This window comes from Candidatus Nitrotoga fabula, assembly GCF_905221025.1.
Lineage (GTDB): Bacteria > Pseudomonadota > Gammaproteobacteria > Burkholderiales > Gallionellaceae > Nitrotoga > Nitrotoga fabula.
In genome coordinates, this window is sequence record NZ_CAJNBL010000002.1 from 18,935 (window position 1) to 44,241 (window position 25,307).

A 25,307-nucleotide genomic window follows, 5' to 3' on the forward strand; every position below is an offset into this window, starting at 1 on the left:
TGCCGCCATGATATGTTTGTGCCACGAATTCAATGTGTTTTGTTCATCCTGATCTTGGTTTCGGGCTACAATATCATTTCGGCTTGTTAGTCAAATATTGTTGCAATGTGGCCATCAGAATTTTGAACGCCTGATCTTCAATTTTATGCCCAGGCTGATTCCATTTGGTTAAATTTGCATTGAGTAAGTTGATTTTACTGATCGAGTCTACAGGAAGACCGGTGTATGCAAATTCATCTGTCTGAATCACCAGGATAATTCCGGAAACTTCAGGCTTCATCAGTAATGCCTTGCATCGAAGAAACAGGCTGTCTGCCTCCAGTTCCAGATGGGTTTCTTCCGTTGCATGGAAGCTTGCCTGATGAGTAGTCAGATGCGCCCGAATTCCTTTCTCAAGCAGGAATTTTTGTCTTGCGAGGCCCTGATGCATGGCCTCTTGGTCTCCAACAAATACCTCGACGGGAATTCTTCCCTTGTATGGCAAAAGATCTTTGAGATATTCCGATATAACTTTTTTTGATTCTTCTGAGCTCCCGCTTAGATAAGGGACACAATTAATCTCATTGAGGGCGGCACCATTTTGGTGCCAGGGTATCCGGACATCCGTGGACATCAAGTCTACACCTGCAACATTCAGTCTGAGCAGTCGGGTGGCTTGTATAGCCAACTGAATATTATCCGGGTGAATCGTGTCGGTCATTTTTTCGGCAGATCCTCCCCATTCCGTGGATTCAATTTTTCTGAGGGGAACCAGAACGTCTTTTTCCGGAATGGAGTTAAGCCGATAGCCGGCGGATGTAATGGATTCGATAGCCAGTTCGTCCAAAGGAAAGGGTTTCAGGCGTTTATGCTTCGGTTTTTTTGCTTCATCTGCATTGGCTTTGCCGATGAGTTCCTCAACCGTCAGAACCCCGTCTCCTTTGACTGATTTGGGTGTGCGCTTCACGGTAAACAGGTGTTTGTCATTCGCGATGAAAATTCTATGGCAAACCCCCTGGATTTGTTTTTCGACCAGAATGTTCCCGGAAAATCCAGCCGCCTTTTGATAACCTTCTGTGACCAGTGCGTCACTGTCGATATTGATGGTGACGCCTTCTCCGCGGTCCTTGTCGGCTGGCTTGATTACAACCGGAAACTGGATCCGGTGCGCCGCATGGATGGCATCTTCGGCATTTTTTACCAGAATGCCTTGAGGGACCGGGAATCCGGATTCTTTGAGGATCTGGCTGGCATGGTGTTTCCTTTGGCTGATTTTTGATCCAATGGCTGAATCCAGTTCGGTAGAGCTTCTGTCCATTAATCGTGACTGAGCTCCCCATCCCAGCTGATATATTCCAAGTCCCAGATAGCTGAAGGGAATGTTTTCCCGGAATGCGGATTTCAGGATGGATATGGTGCAGGATTCGCTGCCCAGGGAGAGTTCCCTGTCAGAAGAAAACTGTTTCTGCAGGTCAGCAAAAATCTGGTCTGAATCTGGATTTTCCAGATTTCCATTCTGGAATTGCAATAATGCCTGTGTGGCTTTTTCAAATGAGGTTGTGACTGTGCTGAATGGCACGTGATTGATGTATGGTATGAGCAGGGTGGTTTTGAACATGGGGGGGATGCTTGCTTCAGGTTCTATGCTTAAGATGCATCCTGGATCAAAACTGGGTACGCGAAGAGCCTGAAGCAATGAGTTTGCCAGGTGGTTCACCCGCCAGACAAATTGAGCCAGATGGACGATATCCTGGCTGCTTTTTGAGAAATCGAAACCATGGTAAGGAGCTACATCAATTTCAAAATTTTCTCGGAGCCAGTCATCCATTTTTCCTGTATCGATGGCCGGAATGATCGCGAATGTAAAACTGACTACCTGGGAAGGCTGACTTAAACCATGCCGAAAGCCATTGAGTGTCAGGTTTTTAGGGATTTGTGCTAAAGTCGAATCTGTAGTATTTTTCATTATGGAAAGCAGCTGTATTTAATGCGGGAAGAACCCTTTGCAGGTTGCATTGTTATGGTTCAATGGGTTTCAGAATGATTCCGCTGGCTATTTGGGGTTGGTGATAAGTCTGTATCCAGTTTGCGGTATGGTATGCGGTAATTTCACTATGGTCTGACCAGTTGGATTATATTTTATGTAATTTAACTGGTTATCGTTATTTATTCAACTGGTTATTTTCATGAATTCAACTGGTTATTTTTATCCGTCACGGGATCGCGGTTTGGAACTGGACTGTCAGATCAGAGCATCTCTATCCGGGAGCCTGAAATGGTGTCTCAGCAATCCTAATCTGCCTGGGAAAAAGAATTTATTGATCAAAGACAACTGGTTTGCCAGGCCGGTTGATTTTGGTATCTATTATGATCTGGTCCAGGCTCTCATGCTTATTGAAGAGCAGGGAAAGGATGTCATCCCGGTTGAGGACATTGAACTGCTTGTCAATCAGCTTGAATGCTCCATGAATCAAACTGGCTCTCCGGAATTGCAGCGATCCGGGTATCCCGAGATCGGCACGTTGAGATCGCCGTTTTTTACTGATAAAGAACTGGAATGCATGGTTCGCTGGCTGGATCTGGAACCAGAAAATTCGATGGGTCTGACTTCTCTGGAAGAAGGTGAACTGAGTCAGTCCGGGAAAAATCTTGCACGGGCATTCGATGCGTTGGAGCGCCTGGTTCCTGATTTTCACGCTGAGTTTTTTGCAATTACCAGGCAGGTTATCCTGGCGAAACCCAATGGCTCTCAAAAATTAACTTTCGGTGGGGCATCTTCTTTCGCACTGTGGGGGGCGTTGACCCTTAACGTTGATGCACACCGCGACTGGTGGCTTTATTTACCTTCCCTGGTTCATGAATATTCTCATAACCTTTTATTTGGCATTGCCAGAAATGAACCGCTGGTATTGAATGATCCTGAAGAACTCTATCATTCTCCCTTGAGGCAGGAAGCCCGCCCTATGGACGGGATATACCATGCAACATTTGTTTCAGCCAGAGAGGCAGTTGCCATGTCCCGGGCATTGCAGGTTTTGAGGAGTCCGAATATTCCAGAATCTCTTACAGAGATTCTGGAATATTGTGAATCGGTTCAGCAGTCTTCAACCCGTGCTTTCTGGGATTGTCTGGGGGTACTGGAAAAAGAGGGGCGGCTTTCAGATCTGGGTGCCCAGGTGATGAAAGATACCCGGGTGGCTATGCTTGAAAATGGGCTTGAACTGGTTTGAGGAGTATGCTAGTGTTCTGAAAGAAGTTTCGGGGCGTAAGTCCGGGTTGACTACGTAAGGTTGGTGGTTTCCCGTTTTGGATGATTCCGGATTTCGCAGAATTTGATGGCTCTGGTCATGGATCATTATAGAGGATAACCATGATTACAGCTTAAGATCGGACGGAAAAACACGTTTCATACAGACCATGGACGTTGGTTCCGTTGGTTGCCCAGGTTGAAGACAAGATGTTTTTGTAAAGTCGGTGGATACTGAGTCCTGGGTAAGTTTTCGAATCTTATACAGATTACTTGTTTTCAGATTCATAAAGCCTGTTTTGAATAGGCAGGAAAACACAGCTGCCACTAGATAAAAGTGCATGAACTGCATGTCAGGATGTTGTATTTTTTTGTTAGAGTGTTGTTTGGTATGTTTGATTTTAATTTTTTTCGAGGAGATTACAATGAAAAAGAACAAGAATATAACTTTGTTGGCCCCTTATGGTTCCATGAAATTTGCTTCGCTGGCGGTTAAAGTAGGGAAGGTTCCGCCTCCACCAGTAGCTCCTGCGAACAAAATCCCCGGGAAAATCCCCGGTTAAAAATTTTTTACTGAACCTGATGCCCGGAGTAGCTAAGAGCTTTCTATTTTGGGCGGGCGGTTCGATTCAGGAAAAAATTCAACTGTACAGTTTTGAATATTTTCCACTATGGAGGATGCGATGCTAACTCAAAATACCAGGTTTGTCCTGGCTCCTTATGGTTCGATGGAATTTGCTTCATTGGTCACTAAGGTTGGCGAGGGAAAAAATTTTTCCATTCTGGCTCCTTACGGGAGCATGAAACTTGCTGCTCTGGCCACCAAAGTGAGTGGCAAGGCTACGGCACCAGTTGGCCAGGTTTCAGTTTAGGGAGCCTGCGGGTGAGAGCCTGATTAACTTGTTTCATTGAGGAGAATAATTATGTCGAATATCAATAGCGTTATTTTATTGGCACCATATGGTTCGATGAAGTTCAAGGCAATGGCGACCAAGGTAGGATTAAGAAAGATGCCGCCGCCTCCACCTTCTCCTTCGCCTTCACCGCCACCTACTGTGACTTCTGCTGTTCAGAGTTAATATATTTGGTTCAGGCGAAATATCAGTCAGGCCGTTCGCAGAACGGCCTGATTTTTTTCATTGGGAAGAAATGTTTTTAGGGAGGTAGTGGGCATTTTTTGCGGATCGATTTTGGTTGAAAATGCTTGCTGGTAATATTCGAACTGGGTTCTCAGGCAGTGACCCCCTGATCCCGCAGATACTCCTCATACGTGCCATGATAATCGGATACCCCGTGTGAGGAGAGTTCGATGATGCGGGTGGCGAGTGATGACACAAATTCGCGGTCGTGGCTGACAAATATCAAGGTACCCTTGTATTCATTCAGCGCAGTATTCAGCGACTCAATCGATTCCATGTCCAGGTGGTTGGTTGGTTCATCCATCAGTAATACGTTCGGTCTTTGCAGTATTAATTTTCCGAAAATCATGCGACCTTTTTCGCCACCGGACAGAATTCTTACGCTTTTCTTGACCTCATCCCCGGAAAACAGCAGGCGTCCAAGAACGCTGCGCACTTTTTGATCGTCGTCTCCTTCTCGTCTCCAGTTGCTCATCCAGTCGGTCAGGCTGATGTCCATATCAAAATCATGGGCATGGTCTTGCGCGAAGTAGCCGCGATTGGCTTTGTCTGTCCATTTGATTGTACCGTAATCCGCATCAAGGTCGCCTGCGAGGCAGCGCAACAGTGTAGTTTTTCCAATTCCGTTCGGGCCGATGATAGCAATGCGTTCCCCTGCATCAACCCGGAAATTCAGGTTGGAAAATATCGGCCGGTCAAACCCCTTGCTCATGTTTTCGACTTCAACGGCAACGCGATGCAGCTTTTCGCGTTCATCGTATTCAAAACGTATGAAGGGATATTGACGGCTGGATGGCTTGATTTCCTCAATTTTGATCTTGTCGATCAGCTTGGCTCTGGATTGAGCCTGGCTTGATTTGGATGCGTTTGCTGAAAACCGCGCCACGAAGGCTTTTAGTTCTGCGACTTTTTCCTTGGCTCGTGCGTTCTCTGCGGCAAGTTGCGTGCGGGCAGTCAGGGAGGCGAGCATGTAATTGTCATAGTTACCCGGGTACGTGGTAATTTTTCCATAATCCAGGTCGGACATGTGGGTGCAGACGCTATTCAGGAAATGACGGTCATGGGAGATGATGATCATGGTGCTTTTGCGGCTATTCAGCAAATTTTCCAGCCATCGTATGGTGTTAATGTCGAGATTGTTGGTTGGCTCATCCAGCAGCAGAATTTCCGGGTCGGCAAACAATGCCTGTGCCAGAAGCACGCGCAACTTATATCCGGGTGCGATCGCACGCATGGAGCCATTATGTTGTTCCTGGGGTATGCCAACTCCGTTCAGTAGTTCGCCTGCTCGCGCCTCAGCAGTGTAGCCATCCATTTCGGCGAATTTTGCCTCAAGATTGGCTGCATGCATGTAATCCTCTTCGCTGGCATCGGGATTGGCATAAATGGCATCGCGCTCTCGCATGACTTCCCACATTTCAGCGTGACCCATCAATACTACCTCCAGTACGGTATAGTCCTCGAATGCGAACTGGTCCTGGCGCAATTTGCCAAGTCGCTCCCCTTTGTCCAGCATTACTGTGCCGGATGTCGGGGCGAGGTCTCCACCCAGGATTTTCATGAAGGTGGATTTTCCACAACCATTTGCGCCGATCAGGCCGTAACGATTGCCATCTCCAAATTTGACGGAAACATTTTCGAATAGTGGCTTGGAGCCGAACTGCATAGTGATATTAGCGGTAGATAACATGGCATGCCTGTAATATTAAGATGTGCATTCTACCATGTGCAAGGTTTACACCGGTTCGGTTGGCTGGGCTACAATGACCCCCTTGCTATTATGTTCTTTAATTGCCCGTATTTTTGAAGGAAACCATGATCCCACATCTCACTACTGCCCTGAATGGTCCCCTGCTTGACCTTGAGCAGCGCATGTTGGATGCGCAACCTGCAATCGAGCATTGGTTTCGCTTACAATGGATTGAACGCACTGTCCCTTTTTATGCTTCGGTAGATTTGCGCAACAGTGGATTCAAGCTGGCACCGGTGGATACCAATTTGTTCCCGGGCGGCTTTAACAACCTGAACCCGGATTTTTTGCCTTTGTGTGTGCACGCAGCGCAAAGTGCCATAGAAAAAATCTGCCCGGAAGCGCGTGGTGTATTGCTGATTCCCGAAAATCATACGCGTAATCTGTTTTACTTGCAGAATGTAGCCCAACTAGCCCTGATTCTCAAACGGGCAGGGTTGAATGTGCGCATTGGCAGCCTGTTGCCTGAAATTTCCCAGCCGACCAGGCTTGCCCTGCCCAATGGCAGCACGCTGACTTTGGAGCCTCTGCAGCGCAGGAATAATCGTCTTGTCCTGGAAAATTTTGATCCCTGCGTAGTATTGTTGAACAATGATCTTTCTGCAGGGGTGCCGGAAATACTGAAAAATCTGGAACAGACCACGCTACCGCCCCTGGCAGCGGGCTGGACATCACGACGGAAATCTCAGCATTTTCGGGCCTACGATCAGGTTGCTGCCGAGTTTTGCCAGTTGCTCGATATCGATCCCTGGCTGATCAATCCTTATTTTGCAAGTTGCGGCCAGGTTGATTTCAAGCAGAGCGAAAGTGAGGAGTGCCTGGCTTATCATGTGGAGACTATTTTGCAAAAAATGCGGGTGAAATATGCAGAATACAATGTCAAGGATACACCATTTGTGATCGTCAAGGCCGATGCGGGTACGTACGGCATGGGTATTATGACGGTAAAAGATGCCAGCGAAATTCGCGGACTGAACCGCAAACAACGCAACAAGATGGCGGTCGTAAAGGAAGGTATGCACGTCTCCGACGTGCTGGTGCAAGAGGGAGTGTACACCTTTGAGAGCATTAACGATGCCGTAGCGGAACCGGTTGTGTATATGATGGATCATTTCGTGGTAGGTGGTTTTTATCGCGTGCATACCGGGCGTGCGGTGGATGAAAACCTGAATGCTCCAGGGATGCATTTTGTCCCGCTTGCGTTCGATACCAGTTGTATCTTGCCTAACCCGGATTGTGCGCCAGATGACACGCCGAACCGCTTCTATGCTTATGCTGTGGTGGCCAGGATTGCGTTGCTGGCGGCGGCACTGGAACTTGAAGCAATGGAAGCGTGAATCGGCCTGTTTTATTCAGGAGGTGGTATCGGAAGGAACACAATAAACCAATATTCAGTGATTGGTTGCTGGGCGAAAAAATGGCTGTATAGATATTTCCTGAAAAAACGGGCTGTCACTTGCTTTACGCAGGCAAGCGATGTTTTGCCGCAATTTCCCTGGGTAATGCCATTTTCAGGGCAGGACTTCCATATTACAAGCATGGATCGATCTGGCATTCATAAGGGGATCAATCTGGAATGGCCGTGCTGAGGCAGGGCAGGGAATCCGTGTGGTTGATGCTTCATCTGATTTCTGCTGGCAGGCATTCAGGTATTGTGCTTCTGATAATTACTGTTATGGAGTGTTTTTAAGTGATCGGGATTCTATTGATAACCCACAATGCTCTTGGGGATAGCCTGGTGGATTGTGTTCGACATGTCATGGGAAGTGTGCCAGGAAATCTGAAAGTGTTGTCCGTTCTTGCAGAGGATGATCTGCAGTGCAAGGAAGAAGAAGGCCGTGACCTGATGGAGCAGTTGGATACGGGTCAGGGGGTGCTGGTGCTATCTGATTTGTGTGGGGCAACTCCATATAATATTGGCCAGCGGCTGATCCAGCCTGGGCATGCAGAAGGTATAACCGGAGTCAATTTGCCAATGCTGTTGCGTGCAATCTCTTACAGCCATATGCCTTTGGTCGAGGTTACCCGGAAAGCCCTTGATGGTGGCCGTGATTGTATAGTTTTGATGAATAACGATGAGGGAAAAAATGCTGAATCAGGATGCTGTGATCATTAACAGATTGGGTTTGCATGCCCGTGCTTCATCCAAACTTACGCAACTCGCTTCAACTTTTCCATGCGAGATCTGGATGTCCCGTGGCAACAGACGTGTAAATGCAAAAAGTATCATGGGGGTAATGATGCTGGCTGCAGCCAAGGGAAGCACAGTTCACATCGAAACAAATGGCGAAAAAGAGCAGGAAGCGATGGATGCGATTGTTGGACTGATCAGCAGTTATTTTGGAGAAACAGAGTGAGTTTCACAATGCATGGCATACCGGTTTCCAGTGGTATTGCAATTGGTTATGCACATCTTCTTTCTCATACCGCGCTCGAAGTCGTGCACTATGTGTTACCCAGGAATCTGGTGCATGAAGAAATTGCGCGGTTTGATGCCGCTCTGGAAAGCACTCGCAATGAACTTGAGGGATTGCGCAGTAACCGCCCGGTATATGCTGCTGCCGAGTTTGATGCTTTTCTTGACCTGCATCTGATGATTCTGGCGGATGAGCATATCACCCTTACGTCCCGGAAAATGATCGAGCATGAGCAGTGCAATGCAGAGTGGGCTCTCAAGGTGCAGATGGATGCCCTGGTTGCAGAATTCGAAGCCTTTGAGGATGCTTACCTGAGCGAGCGAAAAACGGATGTTGTGCAGGTGGTGGAGCGAGTGCTTAAAAAACTTACAGGCCAGCCGGGGTATGTACCCCCCGTTGATAATCAGGGCGTAAAAATGATCCTGGTTGCTCATGATGTCAGCCCGGCTGATTTAATCCAGCTCAAACCGCATCAATTTGCAGCTATCCTGACGGACCTGGGTGGTGCCACTTCGCACACAGCCATTATTGCCCGTGGGTTGAGCACGCCTTGTGTTGTGGGATTGCATCATGCGCGCCAGCTACTGCGAGAAAATGATCTGGTGATTGTGGATGGCACGCAGGGTGTCATCATGGTTAACCCAGAGGAACCTGTTCTGGTTGAATACAGGTTGCTCCAGAGCCAATGGGAAGAGGAGCGGAAAAAACTCAGGCGCCTGAAAACCACTCCTGCCCAGACTCTGGATGGAACAGCCATTGAGTTGCATGCCAACATTGAGCTGCCAGATGATTTGCCTGAAGTTTTTGAGAATGGTGCCACCGGTATCGGTTTGTTTCGCAGCGAATTTTTGTTTCTTAATCGCGATGTGCTGCCGGATGAAGAAGAGCAGTTTACAGCTTACCGGAGGGTGGCAGAGTCAATGAAGGGAATGCCTGTAACGATTCGTACCTTTGATCTTGGCGCTGACAAACAGCTTAACGGTGCACAGCGAGTCGCCAGTAATCCTGCGCTGGGACTGCGCGCCATACGTTTTTGCCTTGCCGAGCCACAATTATTCCGCACTCAATTACGCGCATTGTTGCGCGCGTCTCTTTACGGTAATGTAAAAATCCTGATCCCCATGCTTTCCGGCGCATCTGAAATTAACCAGACTCTGCAATTTATCACGGATACCCGTAAACGCCTGGATGAAGAAGGGATTCCCTATGATCGTCAGATAAAAATTGGGGGTATGATCGAAATCCCCGCTGCAGCATTGTCGATGGATACGTTTGTAAAAAAACTGGATTTCTTGTCTATCGGGACTAATGATTTAATACAGTATACATTAGCAGTGGATCGCACGGATGAAGAAGTCGCGCATCTGTATGACCCGTTGCATCCTGCAGTATTATTTTTGCTGTCCCACATAATCGGGAGCGCTATCAAGGCTGCCGTTCCTATTTCAGTTTGTGGGGAAATGGCCGGTAATGTTTCGTATACGCGCTTGCTGCTTGGCTTTGGCTTGCGTAATTTTTCCATGAACCCGTCACAATTGCTTCCTGTCAAACAGTGCGTGCTGGGGACAGACCTGTCAGAAATTTCAACATTGATGCAAAGAATGTTGCGAGCCAACGATCCTAATAAAATACGCGAGTTGCTGGAGAAACTGAACTGTAATCTGTGATCCGGGAACAGGGCGGTGAATGGTTAGATTATTGCTCCTGGTGTGGCGCTATGCCGGCACGGATTATTTTTTCTTCCAGACTGGGGGAGCATAGTTCGATAAAACGGTACGCAAAGTCACGTAGAAAGTGCCCGTGGCGCAAGGCGATATAAGTGGTGTTTTTGCCAAACAGATGTGCGCTGTCAAGCATGCGGAGATCTGTGTCCTTTGCAGGGTTGAATGCCATTGAGGCAATGATCCCGATACCTAGCCCCAGTTCAACATATGTTTTGATTACGTCTGCATCCAGTGCGGACATGGCGATATCCGGCTCCAGCCCTGCAGCGGCAAAGGCCTGATCTATTGAGGCTCGCCCTGTCAGGCCATCGTGGTAAGTAATAATGGGATATTCTGCAGCTGCTTCCAGTGATACAGGATGGATGCATTCCAGGGGATGTCCGGTTGGAACAATCACCGCATGATGCCATGAATAATAAGGGAATATATTCAGGCCGGTGACGTCCGAGACGGCTTCAGTGGCCACGCCGATGTCTGCATCGCCGTCCAGTAGCATGGAAACAATTTCATTCGGGCTGGCCTGGTCCAATTTCAGATGGACCTTGGGAAAAGCTTTCTTGAATTCAGCAACCACTCTGGGGAGTGCGTAACGAGCCTGGGTATGAGTGGCAGCCAGGGTCAGTCGGCCTTCATCACGACCGCTGTAATGATTGGCCAGGGTTTTGATGTTGTTCGCGTCCAACAGGATACGATTGACAATGGTTACCAGTTCACGTCCGGGTTCGGTTAGCCCCAGAAGCCGCTTTCCTTTGCGTACGAATAATTCTATACCCAGCTCGTCTTCCAGATCCTTAATGTGTTTGGAGACGCCGGACTGAGAAGTGAACAGTGCATTTGCTGCTTCGGTGAGGTTGAAGTTGTTTGCTACGGTTTCGCGAATGATGCGCAATTGCTGAAAATTCATGATTCCCCTTTTTGTCCATCAAAAACAGCCTGATCTGGCGAGGATAGTTGATGACTGTATCTCCTGCGCATACGGGCACTGCATTAAAATGCTTGCAACGCAGCGGGATTTCTACTATTTCTCCATCGTGCAGACAGCCACATTTCTCGGGTAGTGTAACGATTCCATGCAGCTTTCAGAAATCATTTATTTGGCTAACCTTATCTGGTTTTCGTATTAGCAAGGTTGGGATAAGGCTAGGTTTATTTAAACTGACCGAAACAGATCTTGACTGGGTTGGAGCAGGCTTTTTTTGTGAATTGGCTTTTGTCTAAATGGGAAATTTCATCCAAATCGAAATTATTTCTGAGATGGGCGTAACCGGTGACCTGACAAAATCCCTTTGTATAGATGCGAGGCTGATGCAAAATTTTTCAAGAAGGGAAGAAGGGTATCTTTAGATGCTATTTCTGGGAAAAAAATGCATGTGGCAATTAATGCAATAATCTGAGTAATTTTCCAGGTGTTACCCTAATAAATGTCAAGCAATGAGAACATGTTCTTTTCTGGAAAATCAGTGTCAGTGACTGCCTGTGCTGCCAAAACCTGCGTTTCCGCGCTGGCTCGTAGGGAAATCCTGCACGACATTGAGCTCCATTTGCTGTACTGGAACAATTACCAGTTGCGCGATGCGTTCCAGGGGCATCAGGGTAAAAGGGTGTTGTCCTCGGTTCCAGGTTGAAATGAATATTTGGCCTTGATAATCTGAGTCGATTAGTCCGACCAAGTTGCCTAGCACGATGCCATGCTTATGGCCCAGTCCGGAGCGAGGCAGGATCATGGCTGCGAAATGAGGGTCGGCCAGATGAATTGCAATCCCACTTGGGATAAGTTCGGACTGGCCGGGATAAATAGTCAGGCTTTGGTTTATGCATGCGCGCAAATCTATCCCCGCTGACCCCGGAGTGGCGTATGCAGGCGGATGTTCATGTAGGCGAGGATCAAGTATTTTTATATCCACTCTTTTTTTCATGTCTGGGTTCCTTGCCGGTAAAGTTGGATTATGCGCTGCAATAAAGCGCGCGCTTGTGTAAGTTTATCAGCACGCGGCAATATTGTTTCCCCTACAGCATCGAGTAACACCATTTCATTGTCGTCGGCCCCAATTGCTTCTTGAACTAGGTTTGCAGCAATTAACTGGATATTCTTTGCCTTTCGCTTGGTTTCAGCATATTCCCGGAGATTTTGGCTCTCAGCTGCAAAACCAACACAGAAGGGGGGGCTGGGTAATCCGGCGACATATCCAAGGATATCAGGGTTGGGTATCAGTTCCAGAGTAAGTGTGCTGGCACTTTTCTTGATTTTATGTTCAACTGGCTGGGCTACCCGATAATCCGCCACAGCTGCTACTCCGATAAAGATATCGGCATCCGCAACAAGCTCTTGAACTGCAGAGAACATTTCCGCTGCACTGGTTACATTCTTCAATGCAATCCCATGCGGACACAATAATGTGGTAGGACCGGAAATCATGGTAACTACTGCACCAAGTTCAAGCGCTGCCTTTGCGACGGCATATCCCATTTTCCCAGAACTGCGGTTTGTAATGCCGCGTACTGCATCAATTTGTTCATAGGTTGGCCCGGCGGTAATCAGGATTTTGATGCCGGAAAGCAATTTTGGCCAAAAAAAAGAGAATACAGCATCAGCCAGTTCCCCGGGCTCCAGCATCCGCCCCATGCCTTCTTCCCCACATGCCTGGATGCCACTGGCCGGCCCCAGGATGGTAATGCCATCCGTTTCAAGTTGTTTGAGATTTCGCTGCATTGCGGGGTTCTCCCACATTTTCCGGTTCATTGCAGGCGCAACTATCAAGGGACAATCGCGGGCGAGACAAACCGTGGAAAGCAGATCATCGGCCAGCCCATGAGCCAATTTTGCGATGAAATCTGCAGATGCAGGTGCAATCAGGATAGCATTGGTTGTACGGCCCAAATTAATGTGGTCCATCTGATTGGTGGCATGATTATCCTGCCAAAGTTCGGTGAATACTGGCTTGCCTGATAATGCCTGCATTGTGGCAGGAGTAATAAAGCGGCAGGCCGCATCGGTCATTACGACTTGTACTTGTATTCCTTGGTCTAGCAATAAGCGGGTTAATTCGGCGCTTTTGTAGACGGCAATGCTACCTGTCAGGCCAAGGATAATATTTTTGTTCTGGATTTGATTCATAATGCGCTGCATATATTGCAAATATTTGCCATTATATTAGTTTAGTTTATGAGCCGCTGCAGGGAGAAATAATGGGTATCAATGATTGGCCCGAAGGGGAGCGGCCACGCGAGAAATTAATTATGCGCGGGGCCTCTGCACTTTCAGATGCAGAACTGTTGGCAATTTTTCTACGTACTGGAGTGACCGGGAAAAGTGCGGTGGATTTGTCACGCGATATTCTTGCCAGGTTTGGCAATCTGACCGGCCTGTTTTCAGCCAGTCAGGATGAGTTTTGCTTGATTCATGGTATGGGGCAGGCTAAATACGTTCAGCTGCAAGCTGTGCTAGAAATGTCAAAACGAGCCTTGCAGGAGGTAATGCATGTTGGGGATGCACTGAATTCTCCAGGTGCGGTACGGGATTATTTGCGGTTGCTTTTGCGTGATCGGGAACAGGAGGTATTTATGGTGGTTTTCCTTTCTGCCCAAAATCGTGTAATTGCATCAGAGGAATTATTTTACGGTACGCTCATTCAAACCAGTGTATATCCGCGCGAAGTGTTGAAAAGAGCCTTGTACCATAATGCTGCCGCGGTCATATTGGCTCATAATCATCCCTCAGGCATTGCAGAACCCAGCCGGTCCGACCGTTTGCTTACCGAATCGCTAAAACAGGCGCTGGCGCTAATCGATGTAAATGTGCTGGATCACTTCATTGTGGCTGGTTCTGGGTCTTTGTCATTTGCAGAACAAGGTATGATGTAACGGTATTAGATTAGACACAATGGGTTGCTTGTGTGTTTCACGACAGCCTGGTGAATGGCACTTAATGTTCGTCTGCCAATTCTGACTACGAAAAAAATTTGTCGCAGCAAGCGGTAACCGCAAATCTGGTGATTTTTTAATTGAATGTCTGGAAAATAAAAGGCTGGGTGTGGAATTTCTTAAAAATTAGTGTATTCAGATCGTTACTATAATACTCCTGGTGTTTGAAGCATGCATGGGGGTTGATTGGAAAATATTTTAGATGAGGATTGATCAAGAAAAGAGGATAATCAAAAAATTTCCAGGAATATCCATATGTTAATAATGCTCGCGCATGGATCATGTGTGGCTACTACAGGAACCCCAGTGTATTAAATTAGATCGTGGCTGTGAATGAACTACTTATCAGAATACGATTCAAATATTTGGCTGTTGCAGGTTGGTTTTGCGAAATCTTATGACGAAAGGCATATGGTGTTTGGACTGACTGTGAAAGATGCCGATTTAAATTATAACACTGTGATTTTATATTGATATATTTTCCAATTACTTAGGGAAATTTATGAATATGCCCAATTTTTAAAACGGAGCTTTCATGAAATTGATTTATGTTTTTTTACTGTTGACGCTGTCTCTTGCGGCTTCCGCCAGCACATATGCGGCGGGTTCTGTGTTGATCATCAATTGCGGGGGGGCAGATGTAGGTGCAGAGGTATTGGTAAATGGTGAGTTTAAAGGGGAGTGTCCACTAGATATCAATGTACCTGCCGGAAAACTGAGGTTAATGGTTCAAAAAAAGGTGGATGACTACAATGACCGGATTTATGAACAGGAAATTCGTCTGGGAGAGGATGTTGTAAAAAAAATCGACGTTGTATTGGGAGTCCCTCAGTTGAATGCGGAGGGGAAAAAACTGACATTAAAATCCTCAGGTACAGAATTGGCCAACACAGATAAATTGCAGGAAGAAAAAAAGATATGTGTTCATTGTCCTGAAATGGTTCCAATTCCCAATACAAATTTTGCCATTGCCAAGTATACCGTAACATTCCAGGACTGGGATGCCTGTGTGGTTGATGGCGGCTGCAATGGATACCGGCCTTCGGATAAGGAATGGGGACGCGCAACACGCCCGGTGATTAATGTGAGCTGGAACGATGCTCAGGCTTATATCAAATGGCTGTCAAATAAAACGGGCAACACCTACCGTCTGCCTACTGAGGAGGAATGGGAAATTGCTGCGCGGGCTGGCACTACCACAGATTATTATTGGGGTATTTTCCCGTTCGGAGACTCAACCGAAAGCGTAAATGCGAATTGTAATGGCTGTGGAAGCAAGTGGGATAACAGAACAACCGCGCCGGTCGGAAGCTTTAAGCCGAACGGATATGGCCTGTATGACATGTCTGGCAATGTCTGGCAGTGGACTGATAGTTGCTGGGGAGATGACTGTAGTTACCGGGTGCTTCGCGGTGGATCATGGAATGACACTGGAACAAATATCCGGATTTCCGCCCGGTTTAAGGATGCTGTGAATGAACGTTACCATATCAGTGGATTCAGACTGGCAATGACCCTGAAAAAATAATACCAGCCCAGATTTGTTCTGTGGTCGTGTCGATAGAAGAAAGGGCTGGTACAGCAAGCGATGTCCCAAAGACCGATGGTGCAGCTGAGGTCAGTCTCAGTCTGCGTTTTAATCAGCCATTTCCAGGAATGAATCTATTCTTGGATTTATAATAAGCAAGATTTTGTTTGGATAGACTTAAGTACCTTTATATTCGTCCTGATTTTTATTTTATTAACGGAGATTTCATGAAGTCCATATATTTTCTGAGCATCCTTATGTTGAGTGCATTCACCACAAATGTTTATGCTGTCAGTTCCAAATTGAATGTGGTCTGTAAAGGTGATGATGTGGGCGCAGAAGTTTCAGTTAACGGAAAATTTAAAGGTGAATGCCCGCTCGAAATTAAAGTGCCCATGGGTAAATTGAAATTGAAGGTGCAAAAAAACGAACGTATATTCGAGCAAGAAATTAACGTAGGAAATAACACCACTAAAACAGTGGAAGCAAACTTGATTACTCCAGTATTCCATACAGCAGGTAAAGAATCGCAGCCTGAGCAATCGAAATCTGCCAAGAGGGATAATAAAGGGAATGTAGTATCCAATAAGCCTTGCAGTTTCTGCCCTGAAATGGTGCCGATACCAGGTGCAGATTTCGAGATCGGGAAATATACGGTTACATTTGAAGAATGGGATGCATGCGTCGCAGATGGTGGATGCAACGGTTATGTACCTTTGGATGAAGAATGGGGGCGTGGTAAGCAACCTGTGGTCAATGTGAGCTGGAACGACATACAATATTACCTTGAATGGTTATCTGCAAAAACCGGAAAAACCTACCGGTTACCCAGTGAACATGAAATGGAAATCGCGACGCGGGCTGGCACCCTGACCCAATATTATTGGGGGGATGACCTTGGGTTCCATAATGCCAATTGTCGTGGTTGTGGCAACCGGTATGAGAAAAAGAGAAATATTCCTATGCCGGTTGGAAGTTTCAAACCCAACCCGTATGGTTTGTATGACATGATGGGTAATGTCTGGCAATGGACGGATGGCTGCCGGGAAGGGGACTGTTCAAGACTGGTACTTCGTGGTGGTTCATTCGAATACGAGCCTGAATATATGACGTTAGGCTATCGCGAGGGTATCGAGGCCAGTGAGCGGGTCAATAATCTTGGATTCCGCGTAGCCAGAACTTTGCCGTAATTTCTGGCAGATTTTGGGGATTCCGTGCTCATATGTCCATGCAAGCCTGCACGGGCATTCAGGCCTGCTTATTTCTAAAGGAATGGCCTGTCTGTCAAAGATTCTCCAGTGTTGCCTGATTATGTTTTGCAAGCGACAATGCGCAATATTTATCCTGAAAATTCAGGTTAATTTCTAATAAAAAATAAGTTCGTGAAACTGGAATCGAAGAATTAAAGTATGGCAGCAAAATCTCAAAAGATACCTAGTTTTGAATTGGCGCTGGCAGAATTAGAACAGGTGGTCGCGGATATGGAGATGGGCAAGCTGTCTCTGGAAGAAACTTTGACAGCGTACCGTCGCGGAACCGAACTGTTGAAAATCTGCCGCAGTCGTTTAGAAGACGTGCAGCAGCAGGTACGTATCCTGGAAGGCGGCACATTACAAACCTTCTCTAACGGTCCGGTTTTTCCAAGCGATTTGCCGATGCGAGAAAATGAATAGATATAAATCGCTTAGCATTGATTTCCAGATATGGGCTCGTTCTCATCAGAGTAGTTTTGAAGAACTGCTAAAAAATATTCTTCCGCAATCGGGTGTTGCGCCACAACGTTTGCATTCAGCCATGCGTTATAGTGTATTGGATGGCGGTAAGCGAGTGCGGCCGCTTCTGGCGTTTGCCGCTGGAGAACTGGCAAGGGCGGATATCACGCGTGTCAATATTGTTGCTACAGCCGTAGAATTAATTCACGCGTATTCTCTGGTACACGATGATATGCCGTGCATGGACAATGATGTTCTTAGGCGTGGCAAACCAACTTGTCACGTTGAATATGATGAGGCGACTGCACTTCTGGTTGGAGACAGTTTGCAAAGCCTGGCATTTCAGTTGCTGGCTGAAAACAAGCTTAGTGATGATGCCGGGCATCAACTGGATATGATCAGGCTGTTGGCGACCGCTTCTGGTTCTCGTGGCATGGCAGGGGGGCAGGCAATTGATTTGGCAAGCGTGGGTAGTCAGCTAAGCTTGCCTGAACTTGAATTCATGCATATTCATAAAACTGGCGCGCTCATCCGAGCCGCAGTATTGCTTGGAGCCAGGTGCGGGGGGGTATTAACGGGATCAGAACTGGCTGCCCTTGATCATTATGGCAAATGCATTGGTCTGGCTTTTCAGGTTATGGACGATATTCTTGACAGCGAGGCGGACACTATTACCTTGGGAAAAACTGCAGGAAAAGATGCTGAACAGGATAAGCCTACCTACGTCACTTTACGCGGCTTGCAGGCTGCCCGGAAAATGGCAGCGGAATTTCATGATGAAGCACTAGATACTCTAAAAATTTTTGGGGAGTCGGCGCTCCGTCTGAATGAAATGGCAGATTTTATCTTGTTTAGAAAGTATTGATGGTTTTGTGATGGTTTTGCTGCTAAATACGATTAATACCCCTGAATATTTACGTCAGTTGGATCGAAAACAATTGCCGCAGTTGGCAGAGGAATTACGCCAGTTTCTGGTGAAATCGGTGAGCAAAACTGGTGGCCACCTGTCTTCGAACCTTGGAACCATAGAATTAACCATAGCATTACATTACGTATTCAATACTCCGTACGACAGATTAGTGTGGGATGTCGGCCACCAGACTTATTCACATAAAATTCTTACGGGACGGCGGGAATTAATGAAAACCCTGCGAATGGCAGGCGGAATATCAGGTTTTCCCAGTCGAACTGAAAGCATTTATGATGCCTTTGGTACTGCTCATTCCAGCACATCGATCAGCGCAGCATTGGGGATGTCAGTGGCAGCGAAAATTGACGGCAGCGATCGGCGTGCTGTTGCCATCATCGGGGATGGTGCAATGAGTGGTGGTATGGCATTCGAGGCTTTGAATAATGCTGGAGCCATGGACACCAATCTGCTGGTTGTTCTTAATGATAATGACATGTCCATTTCGAGGCCTGTGGGTGCACTAAACAATTATTTTGCCAAGCTGATGTCGGGTCGGTTTTATTCAGCAATGCGGCGCAGCAGTGAAAAAATGCTGAAAGGAATTCCACCTGTACTCGAATTTGCCAAGAGAGCGGAAGAGCATGTCAAGGGGATGGTCACCCCGGGAACATTATTTGAAGAATTCGGGTTCAACTATATTGGTCCTATCGATGGGCATGATCTGGATACCCTGGTCACGACTCTCGGCAATATTCGACAGCTCCACGGTCCGCAATTCCTGCATGTTGTTACTCGAAAGGGGAAAGGTTATCTGCATGCTGAGGAAAATTGTCTGCTCTATCATGGGGTTGGGAAGTTTGATCCTGAGCAGGGTATTCTGCCGAAAACTGCTCTTGAAGATGGGAAAGGGCAAGCCCGCAAGCAAACCTATGCTGAAATTTTTGGCGGATGGCTGTGCGATATGGCGAGGCAGGATAAACGCCTGGTTGGCATTACTCCCGCTATGTGCGAAGGTTCTGGCATGGGTGATTTTGCAAAAAATTTCCCGCAACGTTATTTTGATGTGGGCATTGCCGAACAGCATGCGCTGACTTTTGCTGCTGGATTGGCTTGTGAGGGTTATAAACCGGTAGTCGCCATTTATTCCACTTTTCTGCAGCGCGCTTATGATCAACTCATACATGACATTGCGATTCAGAATCTGCCTGTTGTGTTTGCAATCGATCGTGCTGGACTGGTGGGTGCGGATGGTGCAACGCATGCCGGGAGTTTTGATCTGAGTTTCTTGCGTTGTATTCCGAATATGACAGTAATGGCTCCGTCTGATGAAAATGAGTGCCGTCAACTTTTATATACGGCATTTCTGCTGGATACTCCTGCTGCCGTGAGATATCCGCGTGGTTATGGACCGGGTAGTGTTCCTCTCAAGGCAATGAAGGGATTGCCAATAGGCAAAGGCGAGATTCGCCGTCTAGGTCAAAAAGTGGCCATTCTTTCATTTGGTTCGATGCTCCATCAGGCTATTGATGCCGCTGATGTTCTGGATGCTACCGTAGCCAACATGCGTTTTGTGAAGCCTCTTGATACTGGACTGATTTTGCAATTGGCCAAGGAGCATGTGTTACTGGTTACGGTTGAAGAAAATACTGTTCTGGGAGGTGCGGGCAGTGCGGTTACAGAATGTTTGCAGCAACACGGCATGTCAGTTGCAGTGCTGCAACTTGGCTTGCCTGATAAATTTTTGGAGCAGGGAGAGCCAGAAAAAATGCTGGCTACATGCGGTTTGGATGCGGCTGGAATTATAGCTTCAATTCGTTCGCGAATGTCCTGATGAAATTGCATATTCCGGGACACTAACGAGCTGGAAGCTGACGCAATAATCGTTTAAGCGGCCTATTCTGGATAACTTGTGTTCATTCAGGTTGGACCATTTGGTTCATAGGAATTCTTTAGGAGTATACTGGTCTTAATGCAAGCATATGATGCATTCCAGATGTGAAATTTTGAAATGGTTTGTAATCGATATGTGGTTGTAAGTGGCGTCTTGACGGAATTTTAATTATAAACGGAGGATGGATCATGTCATTACGAATCAATGATGAAGCACCAAATTTTACTGCCCCGACAACTCAGGGTATCATTAATTTTCATGAGTGGATTGGAAATGGTTGGGCAATCCTTTTTTCCCACCCTAAGGACTTTACTCCAGTATGTACTACTGAACTGGGATATATGGCCAAACTGGAGCCAGAATTCAGAAAGCGGAATTGCAAGATTGTCGGCTTAAGTGTGGATCCGGTGGAAAATCATGAAAAATGGGCCAAAGATATCGAAGAAACACAGGGGTATGCTGTTAATTATCCGATGATTGGCGACGGGGATTTGAAGGTGGCCAAGCTGTACAACATGCTTCCGGCCGAAGAGACAGGTACTTCGGAGGGGAGAACTGCAGCCACCAATGCAACGGTGCGCTCTGTGTTTATCATTGGCCCTGACAAGAAAATTAAACTGACGCTTACGTATCCAATGTCTACCGGACGCAATTTTGATGAGATATTGCGTGTGCTGGATTCAATACAGTTGACTGCCAATTATAAAGTGGCTACCCCTGTGAACTGGAAAAATGGCGAGGATGTAATCATTGTTCCTGCAGTGTCAGATGATGATGCAAGAAAGATGTTTCCCGATGGCTGGAAAACCGTTAAGCCATACCTTCGTATAGTTAAGCAGCCTCATTAAAAACACTTGGATTAAATTAGTGCAGCAACAGTAGCCTGAAGCGAAACAATGGCTTTTCAATTTTCAGACATTTGTTCCAGTAATCGTAAACATGATCTTTAGCTTCTTTAGCATGTCATATGCAAATTAAAAAGCTAGGGGAGTGGTGGGTATTGTTGTTGCACCTAAAAATTTTCTGCACGTCCCTTTCCGCATGAAGGCGACTATTTAGAGTTTGCAACCCAAATCTCTTGTCAATGGATACTGCATGATTTTTTGTTCAGTATTGATTGCAGATCTTTTCTTATGATGATTTAACAGACGAAATTTTTAGATACACTGATTTTTGAGATTTTAAATTCTGCGAACATGATTCCTTTGAATGCCACTTCAATCCCTGATGTACAAAACATGATCGACACGCGTCATCTTGCAATCAACAAGGTTGGCATTAAAAGCATTCGTCATCCTGTCCAGGTTAAAGATAAAAATGAAGGTGTGCAACATACTATCGCTACATTCAATATGTATGTGTATTTGCCCCATAATTTCAAGGGTACTCATATGTCACGTTTTGTTGAGATACTGAACTGCCATGGGCGAGAGATTTCTGTTGAATCATTTGAGAGTATTCTCAGGGAGATGGTGGAAAAACTGGAAGCTCGTTCCGGTCATATTGAAATGAGTTTTCCGTATTTCATAAATAAGTTGGCTCCGGTATCTGGAGTGCAAAGTTTGCTAGACTATGATGTCACTTTTGTCGGGGAAATAAATAAAGGTCAATATAGTTTTGTCATGAAAGTTCTAGTGCCAGTTACTAGTTTGTGCCCATGTTCTAAAAAAATTTCCGATCGGGGAGCGCATAATCAACGTTCGCATGTAACCATCACTGTCCGTACTAATCGTTCTGTGTGGATAGAAGAGATTGTGAATTATGCCGAGAAGCAGGCATCATGTGAATTGTATGGCCTGCTTAAGCGTCCAGATGAGAAATTTGTCACGGAACGGGCTTATGACAACCCCAAATTTGTAGAAGACATGGTTCGTGATGTTGCATCTGCGCTCAATCGGGATGAGCGCATTGATGCTTATGTAGTGGAATCCGAAAATTTTGAATCAATACATAATCATTCTGCATATGCATTGATTGAGTGGGATAAAACGTCCATGAAATAAGGTAGGGCAACATTTTGAATATTGGTGAATTACTAAAAATACGCTGCATATTCATTCGCGCAGTTATTTTTTACATGATTGTGCTTGAGCCGTTTGGTTAATCTAATGAATAAACTGGTGGCTTTATAAACTCTTCTCTGCCATAAAATTCAGTAGTTTTTTGAATAATCAGGTCGTCATAGCTGACACTGGCCTGTATTTTGTTTAAAATGGCATCTATTTCATTAGGAGTTTGGACACATGGCCTATGTAGTTACCGAAGCATGCATCAAATGTAAGTATACGGATTGTGTTGAAGTATGCCCCGTGGATTGTTTTTACGAAGGACCGAACTGTCTGGTGATTGATCCGGATGAGTGTATTGATTGCACTTTATGTGTTGCAGAATGTCCAGTCAATGCAATTTATGCAGAAGATGATTTGCCAGAAGATCAGCGTCAGTTCAGCGCGTTGAATGCGGAGCTATGCAAGGTATTCAAATGTATCGTTGAGAAGAAAGATCCGCCCGCAGATGCAGATGACTGGAAAGAAGTAAAGAACAAGCTTCATTTATTGGAAAAAGAATTTCCTCCTGGCGAAGATGAACGTAATTATCCAGGTGGATCACGGGATGAAAAAGATGAAGATGGCTTGACTGGCCTGGACAAGCTATTGATGCGATGAAGTATTGTGTGTATTTCATTTTGAATACCCCTCTTGAATGAATTGTTGCATGTTGGACAGCATGGACATGCGGTTTTGCTTGGTATTGATCAAACAGAATAAAGGCAGAAATTCTGTCTGACAGGTAACTTCAACGGGAAATGTCATTCTAAATAACACATATTTTCGATAGCTTGCCGTTAATGCTGCACAATGTCATGCTCTGAAGTTTTTAAAGATTGCATTCAGCAGGTTGTCTCATGCGCTGCCTGCCTGGACAGGCCTGCTGGATTGCTGTCTGTAAAACTGGATTAGTTGCTTGCATTGAAAAAGCTTACCTGTCTTTCTTCTTGCGTATAAATTAATATTGGAACGAAACAGGAAGATTTTTTCTGAATGAACTGTCTAGTTGTGTTCCCAGATTCTGAATTTTTAGTATATTTATTCGGTTATTCTGGTGCAGCAGCATTAACACAGATTCCGCATAAAAATCTGGGCCGAGAAATGACTTTAGCTTGAAAATATTGTCATATCCTCTCCGGCGATAGCGTTCTTTTCTCGGAAATTATTTATATGTATCTGATTTTTAATAAACGTTTTAAACGTCCTGCATCCTCAGATTAAAGTCTGGCATGTTTATGCCTGTGTGACTGCCATTAAGTTCCTCCTGACCGTGTTAGCATGATGCAATTCTGGACAAACGGCATGATTCCATTCATTGCTTGCTTCGTCGCTTTGGCCAGCGTACAGTATCAAATGATATTGTTCATTGCATTTCTCTGAAACAGAAAATTGATTATTTAGCTGCTTATGCTTGGAATGTTGAACGTTCAATTTCTGTTGTGTATGCGATTTGTAGTGGGAATACATGGTTACACAACTATAGGTTCCCATCGGCTCTCGTTTTATCTTCAGGGGGAGATTTGCCATGCAGTCAGAAAACTGTCCAGTTATTTCGTCCGGATTATGTCAAAAATTAAAAAAGGTGCTGGAAGCCTGTCTTGCACCGTTATATAAACATACCATCCTGGTTTTAAGTACCATCTTCGTTGGCGGTGCGCTGTTGGCGTTCTGGTACCTGTCTCATGCGACTACTACCTTGGTGCAATCCGCAGCTCTGCAAGGAATTACAATGTATTCGGAGTCTCTGACTGAACTGCGAAATTATTACACTTCTGAAGTGGTGGATCGCCTGAGAAGCAGTAATATTGAAGTAACACATGATTATCAACTCAAGCCGGGGGCAATTCCGCTGCCTGCCATTTTCACCATGGAACTTGGAAGAAGGATCAGCCTGCATGGAACCGGCATGAGGGTGCGGTTATATAGCAATTATCCTTTCCCCTGGCGCAAGGATGGGGGGGCACGTGATGATTTCGAGAGACAGGCCTTGGTTGCGTTACAGGCAGATCCAAAGCAACCCTATTACCGGTTTGAGGAACTCGATGGACGTGCATCGTTGCGCTACGCTACTGCAGATGTGATGCATGAAGATTGCATCGGTTGTCATAATGCTCACCCGGATAGCCCTAAACGTGACTGGAAAGTGGGCGATGTTCGAGGAGTGCTGGAGATTGTTCGGCCTCTGGATGTTGTGGTATCTCAAAGTCGGGCTGATCTGAGAGATATTTTCATTCTGTTTGGGGTGTTGCTAACACTGGGCTTGGGTGCCCTTGCTCTTGTAATTACCCGTTTACGCCGGGTATCCGTGGAACTGGAAGATCAGGTTACACGGCGCACAACCCAACTGGCTGCAGCCAATAAGGAACTGGAGGCTTTCAGCTATTCGGTATCACATGATCTGCGCGCTCCGCTCCGTAGCATTGATGGCTTTAGCCGTGCTTTGCTGGATGATTATGCCCCCCAGCTGGATGATACAGGAAAGGATTATTTGAACCGGGTCCGTGCATCTACCCAGCGTATGGGGCAGCTAATTGATGATATGTTGATGCTGTCGCGCGTTACGCGCAGTGAAATGAATGTAGATACGGTAAATCTGAGCGCACTGGCGCAGACAGTGGTTGATGAGCTGCAGCAGGAATATCCTGAACGTTTTGTGGAATTTGTATGCACGCCTGGCATGATGGTTCGGGGCGATGCTAGGTTGCTAAAAATTGTTCTGGAAAATTTATTGGGGAACGCATGGAAATTTACTTCTAAACGCGAGCATGCTCACATAGAGTTTGGGGTCATGCATCAAGTTGGTGCGTCAGTGTATTTTGTTCGTGACAATGGTGCCGGATTTGACATGGCATACGTGGGGAAATTATTTTCTGCCTTTCAGCGGCTGCATGCCATGACTGAATTTCCAGGAACCGGGGTTGGTCTGGCTACCGTGCAGCGTATTATTCACCGTCATGGTGGGGAAGCATGGGCAGAAGGAGAAATTGACAAGGGCGCAACATTTTATTTTACATTGCCATAGCGCCGCTCATTTCATAGCA

General features: G+C 46.2%; 22 protein-coding genes and 1 pseudogene. 18 read left to right on the forward strand and 5 right to left on the reverse strand.

All coding sequences use genetic code 11. The features are described 5' to 3' along the window. Positions 1–73 precede the first annotated feature (73 nt). On the reverse strand, positions 74–1,945 hold the full coding sequence (locus tag KJA68_RS00200) for an ATP-binding protein (RefSeq protein ID WP_213034910.1): 1,872 nt from the start codon (positions 1,943–1,945) through the stop codon (positions 74–76). 220 nt (positions 1,946–2,165) lie between these two features. Here KJA68_RS00200 and KJA68_RS00205 point away from each other — a divergent pair, with 220 nt between their 5' ends. The 4 genes from KJA68_RS00205 to KJA68_RS00220 all read left to right on the forward strand — a co-directional run bounded on the left by KJA68_RS00205 (position 2,166) and on the right by KJA68_RS00220 (position 4,305). Continuing rightward, the gene (locus KJA68_RS00205; protein ID WP_213034911.1) at positions 2,166–3,209 is read left to right on the forward strand and encodes an aKG-HExxH-type peptide beta-hydroxylase; all 1,044 of its coding nucleotides are present in this window, start codon (positions 2,166–2,168) and stop codon (positions 3,207–3,209) included. A 442-nt stretch (positions 3,210–3,651) separates the two neighbouring features. Continuing rightward, positions 3,652–3,789, forward strand: a complete 138-nt coding sequence (locus tag KJA68_RS00210; RefSeq protein ID WP_213034912.1) for a hypothetical protein — start codon at positions 3,652–3,654, stop codon at positions 3,787–3,789. A 120-nt stretch (positions 3,790–3,909) separates the two neighbouring features. Further along, positions 3,910–4,098: a hypothetical protein gene (locus tag KJA68_RS00215; protein WP_213034913.1), complete on the forward strand. Its 189-nt coding sequence runs from the start codon at positions 3,910–3,912 to the stop codon at positions 4,096–4,098. 51 nt (positions 4,099–4,149) lie between these two features. Beyond that, a complete protein-coding gene (locus KJA68_RS00220; protein WP_213034914.1) occupies positions 4,150–4,305 on the forward strand; it encodes a hypothetical protein in 156 nt (51 codons plus the stop codon). Positions 4,306–4,456: 151 nt separating this feature from the next. Here the strand turns inward: KJA68_RS00220 and KJA68_RS00225 are convergent, their stop codons facing one another. Then, on the reverse strand, positions 4,457–6,055 hold the full coding sequence (locus KJA68_RS00225) for an ABC-F family ATPase (RefSeq protein WP_213034915.1): 1,599 nt from the start codon (positions 6,053–6,055) through the stop codon (positions 4,457–4,459). A gap of 125 nt (positions 6,056–6,180) precedes the next feature. Here KJA68_RS00225 and gshA point away from each other — a divergent pair, with 125 nt between their 5' ends. From gshA to ptsP, 4 genes are all read left to right on the forward strand, one after another. Continuing rightward, positions 6,181–7,452, forward strand: a complete 1,272-nt coding sequence (gene gshA / locus KJA68_RS00230; RefSeq protein ID WP_213034916.1) for a glutamate--cysteine ligase — start codon at positions 6,181–6,183, stop codon at positions 7,450–7,452. 353 nt (positions 7,453–7,805) lie between these two features. Beyond that, entirely contained in the window at positions 7,806–8,231 is a 426-nt protein-coding gene (locus KJA68_RS00235) for a PTS sugar transporter subunit IIA (protein ID WP_213034917.1), read from the forward strand. Next, complete coding sequence (locus tag KJA68_RS00240; protein WP_213034918.1) at positions 8,203–8,472, forward strand: HPr family phosphocarrier protein; 270 nt, start codon at positions 8,203–8,205, stop codon at positions 8,470–8,472. The genes KJA68_RS00235 and KJA68_RS00240 overlap by 29 nt, the downstream gene beginning before the upstream one ends. Beyond that, positions 8,469–10,199, forward strand: a complete 1,731-nt coding sequence (gene ptsP, locus KJA68_RS00245) for a phosphoenolpyruvate--protein phosphotransferase (RefSeq protein ID WP_213034919.1) — start codon at positions 8,469–8,471, stop codon at positions 10,197–10,199. The genes KJA68_RS00240 and ptsP overlap by 4 nt, the downstream gene beginning before the upstream one ends. 28 nt (positions 10,200–10,227) lie before the next feature. Here ptsP and KJA68_RS00250 read toward each other — a convergent pair whose 3' ends face one another. From KJA68_RS00250 to coaBC, 3 genes are all read right to left on the reverse strand, one after another. Further along, a complete protein-coding gene (locus KJA68_RS00250) occupies positions 10,228–11,160 on the reverse strand; it encodes a CysB family HTH-type transcriptional regulator (RefSeq protein ID WP_213034920.1) in 933 nt (310 codons plus the stop codon). A 559-nt stretch (positions 11,161–11,719) separates the two neighbouring features. After that, complete coding sequence (gene dut, locus KJA68_RS00255; protein ID WP_213034921.1) at positions 11,720–12,172, reverse strand: dUTP diphosphatase; 453 nt, start codon at positions 12,170–12,172, stop codon at positions 11,720–11,722. Then, complete coding sequence (gene coaBC, locus KJA68_RS00260) at positions 12,169–13,371, reverse strand: bifunctional phosphopantothenoylcysteine decarboxylase/phosphopantothenate--cysteine ligase CoaBC (RefSeq protein ID WP_213034922.1); 1,203 nt, start codon at positions 13,369–13,371, stop codon at positions 12,169–12,171. The genes dut and coaBC overlap by 4 nt, the downstream gene beginning before the upstream one ends. Positions 13,372–13,442: 71 nt before the next feature. Here coaBC and radC point away from each other — a divergent pair, with 71 nt between their 5' ends. From radC to KJA68_RS10805, 10 genes and pseudogenes are all read left to right on the forward strand, one after another. After that, positions 13,443–14,117: a RadC family protein gene (gene radC, locus KJA68_RS00265; protein ID WP_213034923.1), complete on the forward strand. Its 675-nt coding sequence runs from the start codon at positions 13,443–13,445 to the stop codon at positions 14,115–14,117. Positions 14,118–14,712: 595 nt separating this feature from the next. Continuing rightward, entirely contained in the window at positions 14,713–15,705 is a 993-nt protein-coding gene (locus KJA68_RS00270) for an SUMF1/EgtB/PvdO family nonheme iron enzyme (RefSeq protein WP_213034924.1), read from the forward strand. 227 nt (positions 15,706–15,932) lie between these two features. Then, a complete protein-coding gene (locus tag KJA68_RS00275) occupies positions 15,933–16,895 on the forward strand; it encodes a formylglycine-generating enzyme family protein (protein WP_213034925.1) in 963 nt (320 codons plus the stop codon). Positions 16,896–17,114: 219 nt separating this feature from the next. Next, positions 17,115–17,378: an exodeoxyribonuclease VII small subunit gene (locus tag KJA68_RS00280; protein ID WP_213034926.1), complete on the forward strand. Its 264-nt coding sequence runs from the start codon at positions 17,115–17,117 to the stop codon at positions 17,376–17,378. Then, positions 17,371–18,282: a polyprenyl synthetase family protein gene (locus KJA68_RS00285; RefSeq protein ID WP_213034927.1), complete on the forward strand. Its 912-nt coding sequence runs from the start codon at positions 17,371–17,373 to the stop codon at positions 18,280–18,282. Before KJA68_RS00280 ends, KJA68_RS00285 begins: the two co-directional genes overlap by 8 nt. Positions 18,283–18,292: 10 nt before the next feature. Continuing rightward, a complete protein-coding gene (gene dxs, locus KJA68_RS00290) occupies positions 18,293–20,158 on the forward strand; it encodes a 1-deoxy-D-xylulose-5-phosphate synthase (protein WP_213034928.1) in 1,866 nt (621 codons plus the stop codon). A 248-nt stretch (positions 20,159–20,406) separates the two neighbouring features. Continuing rightward, a complete protein-coding gene (locus KJA68_RS00295; RefSeq protein WP_213034929.1) occupies positions 20,407–21,066 on the forward strand; it encodes a peroxiredoxin in 660 nt (219 codons plus the stop codon). 348 nt (positions 21,067–21,414) lie between these two features. Next, positions 21,415–22,221 carry a GTP cyclohydrolase FolE2 gene (gene folE2, locus KJA68_RS00300; RefSeq protein ID WP_213034930.1) on the forward strand — a complete coding sequence of 269 codons (807 nt, stop codon included), beginning with the start codon at positions 21,415–21,417 and terminating at the stop codon, positions 22,219–22,221. Positions 22,222–22,461: 240 nt separating this feature from the next. Further along, positions 22,462–22,782: pseudogene (gene fdxA / locus KJA68_RS00305) on the forward strand (ferredoxin FdxA); the annotation flags it as partial. 1,009 nt (positions 22,783–23,791) lie between these two features. Beyond that, on the forward strand, positions 23,792–25,288 hold the full coding sequence (locus tag KJA68_RS10805; protein ID WP_246487000.1) for a sensor histidine kinase: 1,497 nt from the start codon (positions 23,792–23,794) through the stop codon (positions 25,286–25,288). The last annotated feature ends 19 nt before the right edge of the window (positions 25,289–25,307 follow it).

Coding starts and splice junctions, on each gene's coding strand:
- KJA68_RS00200 (WP_213034910.1), bottom strand. CDS start 1,945: ATGAAAAATACTACAGATTCGACTTTAGCACAAATCCCTAAAAACCTG.
- KJA68_RS00205 (WP_213034911.1), top strand. CDS start 2,166: ATGAATTCAACTGGTTATTTTTATCCGTCACGGGATCGCGGTTTGGAA.
- KJA68_RS00210 (WP_213034912.1), top strand. CDS start 3,652: ATGAAAAAGAACAAGAATATAACTTTGTTGGCCCCTTATGGTTCCATG.
- KJA68_RS00215 (WP_213034913.1), top strand. CDS start 3,910: ATGCTAACTCAAAATACCAGGTTTGTCCTGGCTCCTTATGGTTCGATG.
- KJA68_RS00220 (WP_213034914.1), top strand. CDS start 4,150: ATGTCGAATATCAATAGCGTTATTTTATTGGCACCATATGGTTCGATG.
- KJA68_RS00225 (WP_213034915.1), bottom strand. CDS start 6,055: ATGTTATCTACCGCTAATATCACTATGCAGTTCGGCTCCAAGCCACTA.
- gshA (WP_213034916.1), top strand. CDS start 6,181: ATGATCCCACATCTCACTACTGCCCTGAATGGTCCCCTGCTTGACCTT.
- KJA68_RS00240 (WP_213034918.1), top strand. CDS start 8,203: ATGCTGAATCAGGATGCTGTGATCATTAACAGATTGGGTTTGCATGCC.
- KJA68_RS00250 (WP_213034920.1), bottom strand. CDS start 11,160: ATGAATTTTCAGCAATTGCGCATCATTCGCGAAACCGTAGCAAACAAC.
- dut (WP_213034921.1), bottom strand. CDS start 12,172: ATGAAAAAAAGAGTGGATATAAAAATACTTGATCCTCGCCTACATGAA.
- coaBC (WP_213034922.1), bottom strand. CDS start 13,371: ATGAATCAAATCCAGAACAAAAATATTATCCTTGGCCTGACAGGTAGC.
- radC (WP_213034923.1), top strand. CDS start 13,443: ATGGGTATCAATGATTGGCCCGAAGGGGAGCGGCCACGCGAGAAATTA.
- KJA68_RS00270 (WP_213034924.1), top strand. CDS start 14,713: ATGAAATTGATTTATGTTTTTTTACTGTTGACGCTGTCTCTTGCGGCT.
- KJA68_RS00275 (WP_213034925.1), top strand. CDS start 15,933: ATGAAGTCCATATATTTTCTGAGCATCCTTATGTTGAGTGCATTCACC.
- KJA68_RS00280 (WP_213034926.1), top strand. CDS start 17,115: ATGGCAGCAAAATCTCAAAAGATACCTAGTTTTGAATTGGCGCTGGCA.
- KJA68_RS00285 (WP_213034927.1), top strand. CDS start 17,371: ATGAATAGATATAAATCGCTTAGCATTGATTTCCAGATATGGGCTCGT.
- dxs (WP_213034928.1), top strand. CDS start 18,293: ATGGTTTTGCTGCTAAATACGATTAATACCCCTGAATATTTACGTCAG.
- KJA68_RS00295 (WP_213034929.1), top strand. CDS start 20,407: ATGTCATTACGAATCAATGATGAAGCACCAAATTTTACTGCCCCGACA.
- folE2 (WP_213034930.1), top strand. CDS start 21,415: ATGATTCCTTTGAATGCCACTTCAATCCCTGATGTACAAAACATGATC.
- KJA68_RS10805 (WP_246487000.1), top strand. CDS start 23,792: ATGCAGTCAGAAAACTGTCCAGTTATTTCGTCCGGATTATGTCAAAAA.